Raw genomic sequence first — 15,734 nt, forward strand, 5'->3', positions numbered from 1 at the left:
CCGCCCTGACCTCGGGCGCCACCGTCGAGATCGTGCGGGACGTCCTCGAACTCGCCGAGCGGGACAGCTGGTCGGGCACCACGATCAGTGCGGTTCCCGCGGTGTTCACCGCACTCCTGGACCAGATCGGCACCCAGGGCCGCCAACTCGACGTGGACACTGTGGTCTTCGCGGGCGAAGCGCTCTCCTCGGACCTGGTCCGCAGGGTGCGCAAGGAACTGCCCGGCACTCGCGTGATGAACGCCTACGGGCAGACCGAGAGCTTCTATGCCTCCACGTTCACGGCGCCGCACGACTGGACCGGCACCGGAGCCGTGCCGGTGGGCACGCCGCTGGCGAACATGCGGGCCCATGTCCTCGGCCCGGAGCTGGCTCCGCTGCCGCCGGGCGTGGTCGGCGAACTGTATGTGGCCGGTCTGGTGGCACGCGGTTACCACGGCAACAGCGCGGCCACGGCCGAACGTTTCGTGGCCAGCCCGTTCGGACCGCCCGGCACGCGGATGTACCGCACCGGCGACCTGGCCCGCTGGGACGCCGACGGCCAGCTCGTCTACGAGGGCCGCGCGGACAACCAGGTCAAGGTGAACGGCATCCGGGTGGAGCCGACCGAGATCGAGGCGGTGCTGGCCCAGCATCCCGCCGTCAGCCGGGCCGTGGTCGCCGTCGTCGAGGACTCCACCGGTACCAAGCGGCTCGTCGGCTACGTGGCGCAGGCGGCCGCCGGGGACGGCGCAACGGACATCAACGCCGGCGCGACCGTGGCGGACCTGCGGCGCTTCGCGGCCAAACGACTGCCCCAGTACATGGTGCCCGCCCAGCTGATCACCCTGGACCGGCTGCCGCTCACGGCGAACGGCAAACTGGACCGGGCGGCTCTGCCGGTGCCGGAGTTCACCGGGGGCGAGTACCGCGCTCCGCGCAACGACACCGAACGCATCCTCGCCGAGGTCTACGCGGATGTCCTCGGGGCCGCCGAGATCGGCATCGACGACGACTTCTTCGCCGGCGGCGGCGACAGCATCCGCTCCATCCAGGTCGTCGCCCGCGCGAAGTCCCGCGGTGTCACGGTCACGACCCGCGAGATCTTCGAGCAGCGCACCGTGCTCCGTCTCGCCGAGCTCGTCGCCGAGCGGGCGGACGAGGAACGGGTGGTCCTTGCCGAGCTGCCGGGCCGCGGTGTCGGCTGGGCCCCCTTGCCGCCGACCGCCGCGCACATCCTGCAACTGGGCGGCGGGATCGGCCGGTTCTGCATGTCCGCACTGCTGACCCTGCCCGCAGACCTGGACCGGCCGACCTTGGTCGCGACCCTGCAAGCCGTCCTCGACCGGCATGACGCGCTGCGCTCGAAGCTGGACCGGGTCAACCCGGGCCTGTGGATGCTGCCGCCGGGCAGCCTGCGTGCTGACGAGCTGCTGCGTGACGTGCCGTACGCGGCCGACGAAGTGCAGCGGGAGCTGGACGCGGCCGCCGACCGCCTTGAGCCCGACGCGGGCGTGATGGCGCAGTTCGTACGCTTCACCGCAGCCGAGGACGGACAGCCGGACCGGCTCCTGATCGTGCTGCACCACTTGGTCGTCGACGGTGTCTCCTGGCGCATCCTGCTGCCGGACCTGGTCGACGCATGGAAGCAGGCCGTAAGCGGCACCGAGACAGATGAACAACAGTCCCTCACCGGTACGTCACTGCGCCGCTGGCTGCACGCGCTGGCCGAGCAGGCCGCCACCGAGCAGCGCGTCGCGGAACTTCCGGTGTGGCAGGAGGTCCTCGCGGGCGATGAACCCGCGCTGGGTGCACGGGAGGTGGACCCGGCGCTCGACGTGACGGCGACTGTGGACACCGTCCGCATCCAGGTCCCCGCCGAGGTGACCGGTCCGCTCCTGAACAAGGTCCCCGCGGTCTTCCGCGGTGGTGTCGACGACGGCCTGCTCGCCGGTCTGGCCCTCGCGCTGGCCCGCTGGCGCGCCGACCGCGGCAATGACGCCGCCTCCACGCTGCTCCGCCTGGAAGGCCACGGCCGCGAAGAGCACCTGATCCCCGGCGCGGACCTGTCCTCCACCATCGGCTGGTTCACCGCCATGTACCCGGTGCGCCTGGACGTGACCGGCATCGACCTCACCGACGCTTTTGCCGGCGGCGCCGCGGCCGGTCAGGCGGTGAAGGCGGTCAAGGAACAGCTGCGGGCGATCCCCGACAACGGCCTCGGCTACGGCCTGCTGCGGCATCTGAACGTGACGACGGGCCGGCAGCTCGCCGGTCTCGCCCGTCCGCAGATCGGTTTCAACTATCTGGGCAAGGCCTCCGCCGCCGACATCCCGGAGGAGCTGCGCGGCCTGGGCTGGGCCCCGGACACCAGCCATCAGGACCTGATCGCCGCACCGGACGCGGACATGCCGGTGCTGTCCGCGCTGGAGATCAACGCAGTTGCCACCGACACCGGTGCGGGGGAGGAGCTGACCGCCTACTTCGGCTTCCCCACCGGCGTCCTCACCCGTCAAGAGGTCACCGAACTCGCCGAGTTGTGGGTCCAGGCCCTCACCGCCCTCGCACGCCATGCCAGCAGGCCCGAGGCCGGTGGCCTCACCCCCAGCGACGCGCCGCTCGTCTCGGTCGGCCAAGGCGAGATCGACGCCTGGCAGGAACGCTTCGGCAAGCTCACCGAGATCTGGCCCACCACCCCCGCCCAGTCCGGGATCCTGTTCCAGGCGAAGCTGGCGGGCGCGGACTTCGACCCGTACCACATCCAGCTGGTCTTCCACCTGTCCGGACGGGTCGACCCCGAGCGGATGCACCGCGCCGCACAGGCCCTGCTCGACCGCTACCCCGCGCTGCGCGCCGCGTTCGTCGACCCGGCCGACGGCGCGCTCGTCCAAGTGATCCCGCAGAACGTCACGTTGCCGTGGCAGTACCTCGACCTGAGCGCCGTCGAGGAGCCGGAGCGCACCGAGCGGTTCGAAAGCTTCCTGAAGGACGACCAGAGGACCTACTTCGACGCGGAGCGACCGCCGCTGATGCGGCTCGCCCTCGCCGTACTCGACCCGGACCGCCCCGAACTCGTCCTGACCGCCCACCACGCGCTCTACGACGGCTGGTCCACGCCCCTGCTCATGCGGGACCTGCTGCTGCTCTACGCGTCCGACGGCGACCTGAGCGCCCTGCCGCCCACCCGCGACTACGGCGAGTTCCTGTCCTGGCTCACCCGCCAGGACCAGGACGAGGCCGCTCGGGCGTGGGCACAGGACCTCGACGGAATCGAGGAGCCGGCGCTGCTCGCCGCCGAGTCCCCGGACACCGACAACGGGTTGCGCGACCAGGTCGAGGCCCCGCTCCCGATCGAGCAGGCCCACGAACTCGTGCGCCGCGCAAGCGAGTTGGGCGTGACCGTCAACACTCTGGTGCAGGGCGCCTGGGCGTTGCTGCTCGGCCAGCTCACCGGCCGCCAGGACGTGGTGTTCGGCGCCACTGTCTCCGGCCGCCCGCCCGCCGTCGCGGACGTCGAGACGATGGTCGGAATGTTCATCAACACCCTGCCGGTACGCGCCACCTACGAGCCAGGCGAGACCGTCGCCGACTTCCTGGGCCGGCTGCAGAGCCGCCAGGCCGCCCTGGCCGACCACCACTACTACGGGCTCGCCGAGATCCAGCAGGCCGCCGGGGTGCGCTCCCTCTTCGACACCCTGGTCGTCTTCGAGTCGTATCCGGTCGACCGGGAAGGCATCGGCGCCGCCAGCGACGCCGCCGACGGCATCACCTTCACCGGCATGCGGCCTTTCGCCGGCAACCACTACCCGCTGTGCCTGACCGCGGCGGCCGACCCGCACCTGCAGCTCGTCATCCAGTACGCCCCGTCCGTCCTCGACCGGGCCACGGTCGAACTGCACGCGGCCCGGCTCGTGAGCTTCCTGCGTCAATTGGCCACCAACCCGGACCTGTTGGTCGCGCAGATCGACTCCCTGGAGCCGGGCGAACGCGACCGGATGCTGGCCCGGTACGACGAAGCCGCCGCCCGGGCCCGGCACGTCACCCTCACCGAACTCGTCGAGGCGCAGGTGGCGCGCACCCCGGACCGGGTCGCCGTCGTCTGCGGCGGCACCTCCCTCACCTACGCCGAACTCGACGCCCGCGCCGAAGCGCTCGCCGCGGATCTCGCCGAGCGGGGAGTGGGCCCGGAGACCGTGGTGAGCGTGGTCCTGCCACGCGGCGTGGACGTGGTCGTGGCGCTGCTCGGTGTACTCAAGGCCGGCGGAGCGTATCTGCCCGTCGACCCCGCCTACGCCGCCGCACGCCTGCCCTATGTGCTGCCCACCGCCCGGCCCCACCTGATCCTGGCCGACGCCGAGACCAGCCGCCTGGTGCCCGAGACGGACATCCCGGTCCGCCTGCTCGACGAGGTGGACCTGCACGCCACCGCCGAGGGCGCCGCGCAGCGGCCGAAGGCCGGTCCCGACAACCTCGCCTACGTCATCTACACCTCGGGATCCACCGGCGTCCCCAAGGGCGTGGGCGTCACCCAGGCCACCGTCGTCAACGCCGTGGACACCATGGTCGAACAGGCCGGCGCACAGGACGGCCTGCGCATCCTGGTCGCCGCCTCGTTCGGGTTCGACGTCGCCACCTTCGAAACGTTCGCCGCTCTCACCACCGGCGGCACGGCCGAGATCGTGCGCGACGTCCTGGAACTGGCCGAGCGCGACAACTGGGACGTCGACGTCATCTGCTCGGTGCCCTCCGCCTTCGCCGAACTCGTCGACCAGCTCGCCGACCGCATCGACCCGACAGCCCTGAACATCTCCGGCGAGGTGCTCACCCCGGTCCTCGCCGAACGGGTGCGCAGCCGCTGGCCCAAGGCCCGCGTCATCAACAGCTACGGCCCCAGCGAGACGTTCTACGCCACCGCCCACCTGCTCCACCCGCAGGAGGCCTACCGCGACGGCGTGCCCATCGGCGCCCCCTTCCCCGGCGTACGGGCCTACATCCTCGGTCCCGGTCTGGGGCTGCTGCCTCCCGACACCCCCGGCGAGCTGTATCTGGCCGGGGCCGGCCGCGGCTACCACCGCCAGGCCCGCCTGACCGCCGACCACTTCGTACCCGACCCCTACGGGCCGCCCGGCTCACGGATGTACCGGACCGGCGACCTCGCCCGCCTGACCCGGGACGGGGAACTCCTCCACCTCGGCCGTATCGACACCCAGGTGAAGATCCGCGGCTACCGCGTCGAACCCGCCGAGGTCGAGGCGGCCCTGACCACGCATCCGCAGATCGCGCAGGTCGCCGTCGTCACCCAGCACCCCGACGACAAGGCCCCCTTCCTGGCGGCCTACCTCGTCCCCGCCGAGGGCGCCACAGTCCCGGACGCGGCCGAGATCCAGGAGCACCTGGCCGACCGGCTGCCGGAGTACATGGTTCCGGCCGCTTACGTACCGCTGGAGCGGCTGCCTCTGTCGCCCAACGGAAAGCTGGACCTCAAGGCCCTGCCCGCCCCGGACCTCACCACCGGCACGCCCTACCGGGCGCCGAGCACCCCGCGCGAGGAGTCCTTGGCAAAGCTCTTCGCCGACATCCTGGGCCTGGAGCAGGTCGGTGTCGACGACGGCTTCTTCGAGCTCGGCGGACACTCCCTGCTCGCCACGCGGCTGATCACCCGCGCCCGCGCGGAGCTCGGCATGGAGATACCCATCCGCAAGATCTTCGACCTGCCCACGGTGGCCGAGCTCGCGGCGTGGTCGCAGGAATCGGCCGTACCCGTCCGCCCCGCCCTGCGCCGGATGATCACCGAGGAGTAAAGACCAGTGATTCCGCTTTCGTTCGCGCAACGCCGCATGTGGCTCACCCACCAGCTGGAAGGCGGGGCCGAGACCTACAACATCTCACCGGCGTTCCGGCTGACCGGGCCACTGGACCGGGACGCACTCGCCGCGGCCCTGCACGATGTGGTCGCCCGCCACGAGACCCTGCGCACGCTGTTCCTGACCGACGACAACGACGAGCCGTACGCGAAGATCCTGCCGGCCGCCGAGGCCGAGGTCCCGCTGCCGGTCGTCGACGTTGACGACGGTGAACTGGGCGGCGCCGTCGACGCGTTCATCGCGCACCGTTTCGACCTGGCGGCCGAGACCCCGCTCAAGGCCCGCCTGTTCCGCCTCGCGCCCGAGGAGCATGTCCTCGTGCTGCTCATCCAGCACATCGCCTCCGACGGTGTCTCCGGCGGGCCGCTGTCCCGGGACCTGATCACCGCGTACACCGCCCGGCGGGACGGCCGCGCTCCCACGTACGAGCCGCTGCCGGTGACGTACAAGGACTACGCGCTGTGGCAGCGCGAACTGCTCGGCGACGTGACCACGCCCGGCTCGCTCGCCGCCGCGCAGGCCGAGTACTGGCGCAAGGAACTGACCGGCGTACCGCAGCCGTTGAACCTTCCCCTTGACCGGCCACGGCCCGCCCAGCGCTCCACACAGGGAGGCTCGATCTCCCTCACGGTGGAGCCGGAAGTCACGGCCGGACTGCAGAAGCTGGCCGACGAACGCGGCATGACCATGGCGATGGTCCTGCAGGCCGCGCTCGGCGTACTCCTGAGCAAGCTGGGCGGCGGGGACGACCTCACGATCGGCGGACCGATCGCCGGACGCACCGACGAGGGCCTCGCCGACCTGGTCGGCCTCTTCGTCAACACCCAGGTGCTGCGCGTCGACCTCTCCGGCAACCCCTCCTTCGCCGCGCTGCTGCCGCAGGTACGGGACAAGGCGCTGGCCGCCTACGAGCACCAGGACGTGCCGTTCGAGACCCTGGTCGAACTGATCAACCCCGAGCGCTCCACCGCGTACCAGCCGCTGTTCCAGGTGATGTTCGCCTGGCAGAGCTTCGAGAAGCACTCCGTCCAACTGCCCGACCTCAAGGTCGAGTTCGAGCAGTACCTCACCCAGACCTCGCTGACCGACCTGTTCATCGGCATGGCCGTGGACGGCGACGGGGCGCTGCGCGGCGACCTCATGTACGCGACCCAGCTCTTCGACCGCGCCACCGCCGAGGCCATCGGCGCCCGCTTCGCGCGCGTCCTGCGTCAGGTGGTCGCCGCCCCTGATGCTCCGATCAGCTCGATCGAGGTGCTGGCGGAGCAGGAGCGCGACTGGCTGGTGCGGGGGGTGAATGACACCGCGCGGCCGGTGGAGGCCGGCACGTTGCCGTCGGCGTTCGAGGCGCAGGTGGCGCGGACGCCGGATGCGCTCGCGTTGGTGGGTGAGCGGGAGCGGTTGTCGTACGGGGAGTTCAACCGGCGGGCGAACCGGCTGGCGCATTGGCTGATCGAGCAGGGTGCGGGGCCCGAGTCGCTGGTGGCGGTGAAGATTCCGCGGTCGGTGGATCTGCTGGTGGCGATCTATGCGGTGGTCAAGGCGGGTGCCGCGTACGTGCCGATCGACCCGGAGCTGCCGGAGGACCGGGTACGGCACGTGCTCGCCAGCGCTCAGCCGCTGCTGGTACTCGACGCCGACCTCCCGGACGTGTCCACGTGTGCGGAGACCAATCCCGTACGGGAGTTGTCGCCGGACAATGCGGCGTACGCGATCTTCACGTCGGGTTCGACGGGTGGTCCGAAGGGTGTGCCGGTGGCGCACCGGGCGATCATGAACCGGTTGGCGTGGGGGCTCGCCCACTTCTCGGTCGGTGCAGAGGACCGGGTGCTGCTGAGCACGACGGCGAGTTTCGACGTGTCGGTGCCGGAGATCTTCGCGCCGCTGCAAGTGGGCGCCGCGATCGTCATCGCCCGTCCGGACGGGCGCCGGGATCCGGCATATCTCGCGGAGTTGATCCAGCGCGAGGGTGTGACGGGCGCGGACTTCGTACCGTCGCTGCTCGAGGCCTTCGTGACCGAGCCCACCGCCGGTGCCTGCACCAGCTTGCGGTGGATCGAGGTCGCGGGGGAGGCCTTCCCGCCTCAACTCGCCAATCGGGTCAGTGAATTGCTTCCTGGATGCTCGGTGAACAACCTGTACGGGCCGACCGAAGCGGCAGTCGAGGTCACCGCCTGGGAGCACATCCCCGGTGAGGACCGGGTGCCGATCGGCGCTCCCGTCTGGAACACCCAGGTGTACGTGCTCGACTCGGCGCTGCGTCCCGTCGCACCCGGTGTGGCGGGGGAGTTGTACCTCGCCGGTGTCCAGCTGGCCCGTGGCTACCTCGGACAGACCGGACTCACCGCGGGCCGCTTCGTGGCCAACCCGTACGGCGAACCGGGCGCGCGCATGTACCGCACCGGCGACCTGGTGAAGTGGACCAAGGACGGCCAGGTCGAGTACCTCGGCCGGACCGACTTCCAGGTCAAGGTCCGCGGCTTCCGTATCGAACTCGGCGAGATCGAGCAGGCGTTGACCTCGCATCCCGGGGTGGCGCAAGCGGCTGTCGCCGTACGCGAGGACCAGAAGGGTGACCAGCGCCTCGTCGCCTATGTGGCTCCCGACCCGGATGCCGTCACGGCCGACACCGCCGGTCAACTGGCCGTGTGGCGCGAGACGTTCGACGACGCCTGGCACGACACCGCGCATGTGCCGTTCGGCGAGGACCTCCAGCAGTTCAAGGAGGCGGTGTACACCGGACAGCCGCTGACCGGCGAGGACGTCGAGCAGTGGCGCGACGCGGCGGCCGCGCAGGTGCTGCGCTTCGCACCGCGGCGCGTCCTGGAGATCGGCGTGGGCTCGGGACTGCTGATGTCCAAGGTCGTCGGCGAGGTCGAGGAGTACTGGGCCACCGACGTCTCCGAGTCCGTCGTGGAGCGGCTCACCGAGCAGGTGGAGGAAGCCGGCCACGGCGACCGCGTCCACCTGAGCGTCCAGGCGGCGGACGACATTCTCGGCCTGCCCAGCGGCGCGTTCGACACCGTGGTCCTCAACTCGGTGACGCAGTTCTTCCCCGGCACGGACTATCTGGACCGGGTCCTCACCGGCGTCCTTTCTCTGCTCGCGCCGAGCGGCCGGCTGATCGTCGGCGATGTGCGCAACGCCGCCACCCAGCGCATCCTGGCCGCCGCCGAGGCCCGCGCCGAACAGCCGTACGCCTCGCACGAGGAGCTGCGGGCCTCGGTGGAGCAGACGCTGCTCGCCGAACGCGAACTGTTCGTCGCCCCACAGTGGTTCACCGACTGGGCCGCCGAGCACGGAGCGGCCGTCGACATCCGGTTGAAGGCGGGAGCGGTGCACAACGCACTCACCCGGCACCGCTACGAGGTCGTCCTGCACCAGGAGCCGGCCGCCGCACTCGATCTGTCCGCCGTGCCTACGACGCCGTGGGGCGAGGACCGCACCGGATGGTCCGCCGCCGTGCGCAGGGCGGGCGGACCGCTGCGCGTGACGGGCATCCCCAACGCCCGCCTCGTGGAGGAGGCAGCCACGGCCACGTTCGCCGCGGTCGTGCACGAGGACACCCTGCCCGGGACGCCGGGCGACCCGCAGGAGATCGCCTCGTGGGCCGCGCAGCAAGGCCTGGACGCGGTGCTCACCTGGTCCGGCGCGCACCCACACGCCTTCGACGCGGTGCTGCTGCCCCAGGGCCGCACCACCGGCCTGGTCACCGGCACCTACGTACCCGGGGACACCGTCGGCCGGACCCGGGCCAATGCCCCGGCCCTGGCCACAGCCTTGGCGCCGCTGCTCGCCGAACTCCCTGACTTCCTGCGCGGACGCCTGCCCGACTACATGGTCCCGGCCGCGGTCGTCCCGCTGTCCCGGCTGCCGCTCACCGCATCCGGCAAGATCGACCGCAACGCGCTGCCGTCCGAGCACACCACCACCGTCAGCAGCGGAGAGCCGCGCAACTCGCACGAGGAAGAGCTCTGCGGCTTCTTCGCCGATCTGCTCGGCCTGGAACGCGTCGGCATTGACGACGACTTCTTCGCCCTCGGCGGGCACTCCCTGCTCGCGACCCGGCTGGGCGCCCGTATCCGCAAGCACTTCGGCGTCGATATGCCACTGCGGACCATCATCCAGTACCCGACCGTCGCCGAGCTGGCCGCGCTGCTGCTCATCGGCTCCATCCCCGGCGAGCACGACGACTCCTTCGGTGTCGTCCTGCCGCTCAACCGCGACCCCGGCACCGGCAAGCCGCCGGTGTGGTTCGTGCACGGCGGCGGCGGCCTCGGCTGGGCGTACTTCACCTTCGCCCCATGGACGCCGGACCGGCCTTGCTACGCCCTGCAGTCCCGGGGTTCCAACGGCAAGGACCCGGTGGCCGGTTCGGTGCAGGAGATGGTCGACGACTACCTCGAGCAGATCCTCAAGGTCCAGCCGGAGGGCCCGTACAACCTCGTCGGATGGTCCTACGGGGCGCCCATCGCGCAGGCCATCGCGGTGCGGCTCGACCAGCTCGGCCACCGGGTCGACATCCTGGCAGTCCTCGACGCCCAGCCGGCCAGCCCCGACCCCGACAACGGGTTCAACCAGGTGGCCGACCGGACCCCCGAGCTCTACCGGGAGGACGTCGAAGAGGTCTTCGGCCAGTTCATGAACACCGGCAACATGGACAGCTTCCTGGTGAACATGTCGCGCGTGGGGTCCAACAACCTGCAGAAGATGGGCGACTTCGACTCGCCGGTCTACCGCGGAGACCTCCTGTACTTCAACGCGACCGTGGACAAGGTCGACGGACTGACCTCCTACGGGCCCGACTGGCGGCCGCACATCGAAGGCTCCATCGAGGAGTACGACGTCGACGCCTCGCACCACGACCTGCACATGCCCAAGCCCGCAGGCCAGATCATGCAGGTCATCGCGCGCAAGCTGGCCCAGTGACCGGCGCGGCGACCAGGAATCCGAAGCAACGAGCAGAGTTGGGGGTCGACCGCAATGAGTGAGACCGGCACGTCCGCGGACCAGGGGAACGAGATCGCGCTGCTGTGCGTCCCGTTCGCCGGAGCGGGTCCATCGTTCTTCCACCCGTGGCGTGAGCTGGCCGCAGGGCGCTGGCGCGTGGCGACGGTGGACCTGCCCGGCCGGGAGAAGCGGCTGCTCGAGGAGCCTTACGGCAGTGTCGTCGAGGCGGCCAAGGCGGAGATCGACCGTGTCGTCGCCGAACTCGGTGAGGGCACCAGGACCATCCTGTTCGGCCACAGCCTCGGCGCCGTACTCGCCTATGAGCTGGCGCATCTGCTCGGCCGGCGGGGCGTGCCCGTCGAGCGTCTGGTCGTCAGCGGCTCGCCCGGGCCCTGGACCCAGCGCGAACGGCGGGCGGCGGGCCTGAGCGGGGACGAATTCCTTGCCAGGGTCGAGGAGTTCGCGGGCTTCCGGCACGAAGCCCTCGACCACCCGGAGATGCGCGAACTGATCCTGCCCGCGCTGCACGCCGACTGCACGATGCACGAGGCCTACGTGCCGAGCACCGACGACCCGGTGACGGTGCCGGTCGTCTCGCTGCGCGGCGACCACGACGGTCTCGTCACCGCCGAGGAAGCCCGGCAGTGGAAGGACGCGACGACCGGCACGTTCACCTACGTGGAGTTCCCGGGCGACCACATGTACCTCGTCGACCACGGCGAGCAGATCCTGGACGTGATCGCGGCACAGACTGTCTAGAGCCGGCCAGGGACCCATCGGACCGTCCGGGACGGGTGACAACCCCTCCTCCCGGACGGTCCGATGCTTTGCCGGACACACCTCGCACCGACGTCGCGTGCCAAGGGCATCGATTCGCGTGATTGCAGCTGAGAAGGCTCCACAGCCGTGTCAGGCCCGTGGCAGCGCCCTGTCAGAACGGCCCGGAATAGTGGCGGTATGACGAGTTCCGCGATTGCAGTCTCAGGGCTGCGCAAAGCGTACGGCGACAAAGTCGTGCTGGACGGCATCGACTTCGAGGTCGCGGCGGGGTCCATCTTCTCCATGCTCGGCCCCAACGGTGCGGGCAAGACGACCACGGTGAACATCCTGACGACGCTGCTGACCGCCGACGCCGGCACGGTGCGCGTCGCCGGGCACGACGTGGCGAAGGCGACGAAGCAAGTGCGCGCCTCCATCGGTGTGACCGGCCAGTTCGCCGCGGTGGACGATCTGCTGTCCGGCCGTGAGAATCTGCAGCTGATGGCGGACCTGAAGCGAGTGCGCTCCGGTGACCAGGTCGTCAAGTCCCTCCTCGAGCGCTTCGACCTCGAGGAGTCGGCGGACAAGATGGCCGTCACGTACTCCGGCGGCATGCGCCGCAAACTCGATCTGGCGATGACCCTGGTGGGCGCTCCGAAGATCATCTTCCTGGACGAGCCGACGACGGGCCTCGACCCGCGCAGCCGGCGCACCATGTGGGGCATCGTCCGCGACCTGGTGGCCGAGGGCACGACCATCTTCCTCACCACGCAGTACCTGGAAGAGGCCGACCAGCTCGCCGACCGGATCGTGGTCCTCAACCAGGGCCGTCTCGTGGCCCAGGGCACGGCCGATGAGCTGAAGCGGCAGATCCCGGGCACCCATGTCCGCCTCCGCTTCGCCGACCAGCAGGAACTCGACGCGGCGGCGCGCATCCTGCCCGCCGGCACCCCCGACGAGGAGGAGCTGGCCCTGCGGGTGCCCAGCGACGGCCAGTCGAGGTCGCTGCGGGCCCTGCTCGACCGGCTCGACGAACACGCCCTCAACGCACAGGAGTTCTCCGTGCACTCGCCTGACCTCGACGATGTGTTCCTCGCGCTGACCGGGGACACCGCCGGCGTCGTCGCCCAGCGCACGGACAAGGAGGCGATCGCGCGATGAGCACTGCCACGGCACCTCTGGCCGACTCCGCGATCATGCTGCGCCGCAACATGAAGCACACCCTGCGCAACCCCACCACCGTGTTCAACGCGGTCCTGTTCCCCATCGTGATCATGCTCATGTTCGTCAAGGTCTTCGGCGGCGCGTTCAGCGTCGGCGTCGACTACATCGACTACGCGACGCCGGGTCTGCTGGTGATGGCCGTCAGCTACGGCCTCGGGGCCACGGCGACAGCCGTCAACGACGATATGACCAAGGGCATCATCAACCGGTTCAAGACCATGGACGTCTCCCGCGGCTCCGTCCTGACCGGGCATGTCGTGGTGACCACGGTGCGCTGCCTCGCGGCCGAGGCGGCCCTCATCGGCGTCGCCTTCCTCATGGGCTTCGACCCGAAGGCCGGCGCCGTCGAGTGGCTCGGCGCCATCGGGCTGCTCGTTCTGCTCAGCTTCGGCGCGGGCTGGCTCACCGTCGCGATGGGCCTGGCGGCCAAGTCCGTGGAAACGGCCGGACTCGGCACCGTACCGCTGATCATGCTGCCGTTCCTGAGCAGTGCGTTCGTGCCCGCGGACTCGATGGGCGCCGGCGTGCGGCAGTTCGCCGAGTACCAGCCCTTCACTCCCATCATCGAGACGCTGCGCGGCCTGCTCGCCGGCAACGTGTCCGGCGGTGACGCCGTCGTGGCCGTCGCCTGGTGCGTCGGCTTCGCTGTCGTCGGCTACGTCTGGGCGGTCTCCACCTTCAAGAAGCGCGCCTGACCGCTGTCCTGTCATCGCATGTCTTGTCAACGGGACAGCGGAATGCGCACATCCGACGGCACTGACCACGGGAAGTTGTTGCAAACCGTGAACTCGCCGTATTCGACCACACACCGGCGTCGGGCCTGCGGGCGTTGACACGTTCAATGTGTTGCGGCAGAGAATGGAGATGCCAGGAGCTTGGCGGCACGGTCGGGACAGAAGTTCTCCGCCGCCCTGAAGTCTCCCGCGTATCAGGCGCGTTGCCGCGCCGATTTCTCTGATCCGCGTGATCCGGCCGATTCATTCCTTCCGGTAACGGGCCACCGAAACCTGCAAAGGATCTGACGCATGACCACAGCCGTGAGCGAAAGCGTCCTCGAGAAGGCAGCGAGGGAATACGCAGAGCAGGGCTTCTCCATCATTCGCAACGTCATACCGAAGGAACTCATCGAGGAGCTGCAGACACACGTCGAGTGGCTCACGCAGAAGTACCCGGACCTGCGACCCGAGCACTTCCATCACCCGCTGATCCGCAACGACGCCTTCTGGGCCCGCGTCGTCTCCGACCGTCGGCTCGTGGACATCGCGGAGTTCTTCCTCGGGCCCGACGTGGCCTCGTTCACCGCCCACTACATCTGCAAGCCCCCCTACGACGGACAGCCGGTGCTCTGGCACCAGGACGGCGCGTACTGGCCGCTCAGCCCGATGGACGCGCTCACGGTGTGGCTGGCCGTCGACGAGTCCACCACGGAGAACGGCTGCCTGCGCATGATCCCCGGCAGCCATGTGCTGCCGCTGCACACGCCGACCTCCCGCACCGACACCGACAACATGCTCTTCTCCTCCGCCCGTGACGAGATCGTGCGCCAGTGGTCCGAGGAGCGCGGCGTCGTCGCCATCGAACTGGAGCCGGGCGACGTGTCGATCCACCACCCCAACCTGCTGCACTGCTCGGAGCCGAACACCTCCGCCAAGCGCCGCTGCGGCCTCGACATGGGCTACATCTCCACGGCCACGCGCATCCACGGCGACCGGGTCTACCTGGACCCGCTCCTGGTACGCGGATCCGATCGCAGCGGCGTCAACAGCTACCGGCCGTTCCCGGCCTACCAGGAGGGCGAGACGATCCCGTTCGCCGGCCAGGACGAGTGGGACGACCGCGTCGCACAGCTGAACGCGGCGCTGCCGTCGCGCTCGAAGGCGGCGCCCGCCGAGAGCCCGATCGAGAGCACCCGGCACATGATGGACCGGCTGCGCGAGGGCACCACCAGCCGCTGACACCCCGCCCCTCGGCGGTTCTTGCGGCAGACGGTGCTACCAGACGAAGGCCTCGTCCTCGGCTCGCTTCTCGATGCAGTACGTACGGAACGCCTGCGCCTTGGCGACCAGGTCCTCGTCGCCGGAGCGCCGCGCGGCCCGGAGGAACCAGTCGAACGCCGCGGTGGCGTGCGCCTTGCGCTCGAAGTGGAGCTCGGCGAAGGGGCGGAAGCGCGCGTGCAGGTTCTGCGCCGTGAACGTCTCACCGGAGGCGATGAGCTCCTCCAGCTCGGCGTCGCTGGGCTCGGGCGGCTCCATGATGCGCACCTGCCGGGTCGCGGGGACCGCGCCGTTGATCTCCAGCGGAACGTCCTCGTCGCTGAAATCGAGGCACAGCGACAGGCGCGCCTGCGAGCTGGTGCTGCGTGCCGAGTGCGGATCGGTCGAGTGGATCTTCCACACCTCGCCGCGGCGGATGTGGTACAGCGTGTCGTTCTCGGAGTGCAGGGACTCCTCGCTGGTGCGCAGCGGAACCTGCACCCGCAGGCCGGGCTTCGCCCACTCCAGGAAGTCCACGTGCGGGGCGATGATCCCTTCGTGCAGCGCGAAGATGCGCACCCACTGCAGCCGTTCCAGGGGGAAGTGCGTGGTCACCAGGGTCATGATGTTCGGCAGCTGCTCGCCCAGTTCGGTGAGCGCCAGCGTGCCCTCGTGCGGGCGGAACGTGACGTCGGACTCGGCGCCGCTGGCGTTGGCCAGCACGTGCGACGACCATGAGCCGAAGGTGAAGACGTCGTACTGACCGCCGTATTCGTGGCGGTCCACGAGGGCCAGTTCCTCGTCCAGGTCGTACGAGTCGATGGGCAGCACCGCAAGTCGCTGAGACTTGAGCATGTAATTCCCCTCCACCACAGGATCTTCTGACACGCCGAAAACCGCTGGGAGTTACTCCCGGCCGGCCGCCCCGACCGTACCGTCGTAGGCGTCGAATGCTGTCCCGTCGGCGGGACAAAGGCTGTCCGGC

General features: G+C 70.0%; 7 protein-coding genes. 6 read left to right on the plus strand and 1 reads right to left on the minus strand.

Features of this window, described 5'->3' with window-relative positions:
* The first annotated feature begins 32 nt into the window (after nt 1–32).
* From JAO81_RS31740 to JAO81_RS31765, 6 genes are all read left to right on the plus strand, one after another.
* A complete protein-coding gene (locus JAO81_RS31740; protein WP_374194378.1) occupies nt 33–5,780 on the plus strand; it encodes an amino acid adenylation domain-containing protein in 5,748 nt (1,915 codons plus the stop codon).
* 6 nt (nt 5,781–5,786) lie between these two features.
* Nucleotides 5,787–10,772, plus strand: coding sequence for a non-ribosomal peptide synthetase (locus tag JAO81_RS43770; RefSeq protein WP_199551422.1), 4,986 nt, complete (start codon nt 5,787–5,789; stop codon nt 10,770–10,772).
* Nucleotides 10,773–10,826: 54 nt separating this feature from the next.
* The gene (locus JAO81_RS31750) at nt 10,827–11,552 is read left to right on the plus strand and encodes a thioesterase II family protein (RefSeq protein WP_199551423.1); all 726 of its coding nucleotides are present in this window, start codon (nt 10,827–10,829) and stop codon (nt 11,550–11,552) included.
* Between the two features lie 198 nt (nt 11,553–11,750).
* Nucleotides 11,751–12,713, plus strand: coding sequence for an ATP-binding cassette domain-containing protein (locus JAO81_RS31755; RefSeq protein WP_199551424.1), 963 nt, complete (start codon nt 11,751–11,753; stop codon nt 12,711–12,713).
* Nucleotides 12,710–13,471 carry an ABC transporter permease gene (locus JAO81_RS31760; protein ID WP_199551425.1) on the plus strand — a complete coding sequence of 254 codons (762 nt, stop codon included), beginning with the start codon at nt 12,710–12,712 and terminating at the stop codon, nt 13,469–13,471. Before JAO81_RS31755 ends, JAO81_RS31760 begins: the two co-directional genes overlap by 4 nt.
* A 330-nt stretch (nt 13,472–13,801) precedes the next feature.
* Nucleotides 13,802–14,731 (plus strand): phytanoyl-CoA dioxygenase family protein, encoded by a 930-nt coding sequence (locus JAO81_RS31765; protein WP_199551426.1) that lies wholly within the window; start codon nt 13,802–13,804, stop codon nt 14,729–14,731.
* A 36-nt stretch (nt 14,732–14,767) separates the two neighbouring features.
* Here JAO81_RS31765 and JAO81_RS31770 read toward each other — a convergent pair whose 3' ends face one another.
* Complete coding sequence (locus JAO81_RS31770) at nt 14,768–15,604, minus strand: putative nonproteinogenic amino acid hydroxylase (RefSeq protein ID WP_199551427.1); 837 nt, start codon at nt 15,602–15,604, stop codon at nt 14,768–14,770.
* Nucleotides 15,605–15,734 lie beyond the last annotated feature (130 nt).

Source organism: Streptomyces sp. N35, assembly GCF_016464295.1.
Lineage (GTDB): Bacteria > Actinomycetota > Actinomycetes > Streptomycetales > Streptomycetaceae > Streptomyces.

What these genes read in the sequence shown, in the direction of transcription:
- JAO81_RS31750 (WP_199551423.1), top strand. Translation starts at nt 10,827, where the DNA reads ATGAGTGAGACCGGCACGTCCGCGGACCAGGGGAACGAGATCGCGCTG.
- JAO81_RS31755 (WP_199551424.1), top strand. Translation starts at nt 11,751, where the DNA reads ATGACGAGTTCCGCGATTGCAGTCTCAGGGCTGCGCAAAGCGTACGGC.
- JAO81_RS31760 (WP_199551425.1), top strand. Translation starts at nt 12,710, where the DNA reads ATGAGCACTGCCACGGCACCTCTGGCCGACTCCGCGATCATGCTGCGC.
- JAO81_RS31765 (WP_199551426.1), top strand. Translation starts at nt 13,802, where the DNA reads ATGACCACAGCCGTGAGCGAAAGCGTCCTCGAGAAGGCAGCGAGGGAA.
- JAO81_RS31770 (WP_199551427.1), bottom strand. Translation starts at nt 15,604, where the DNA reads ATGCTCAAGTCTCAGCGACTTGCGGTGCTGCCCATCGACTCGTACGAC.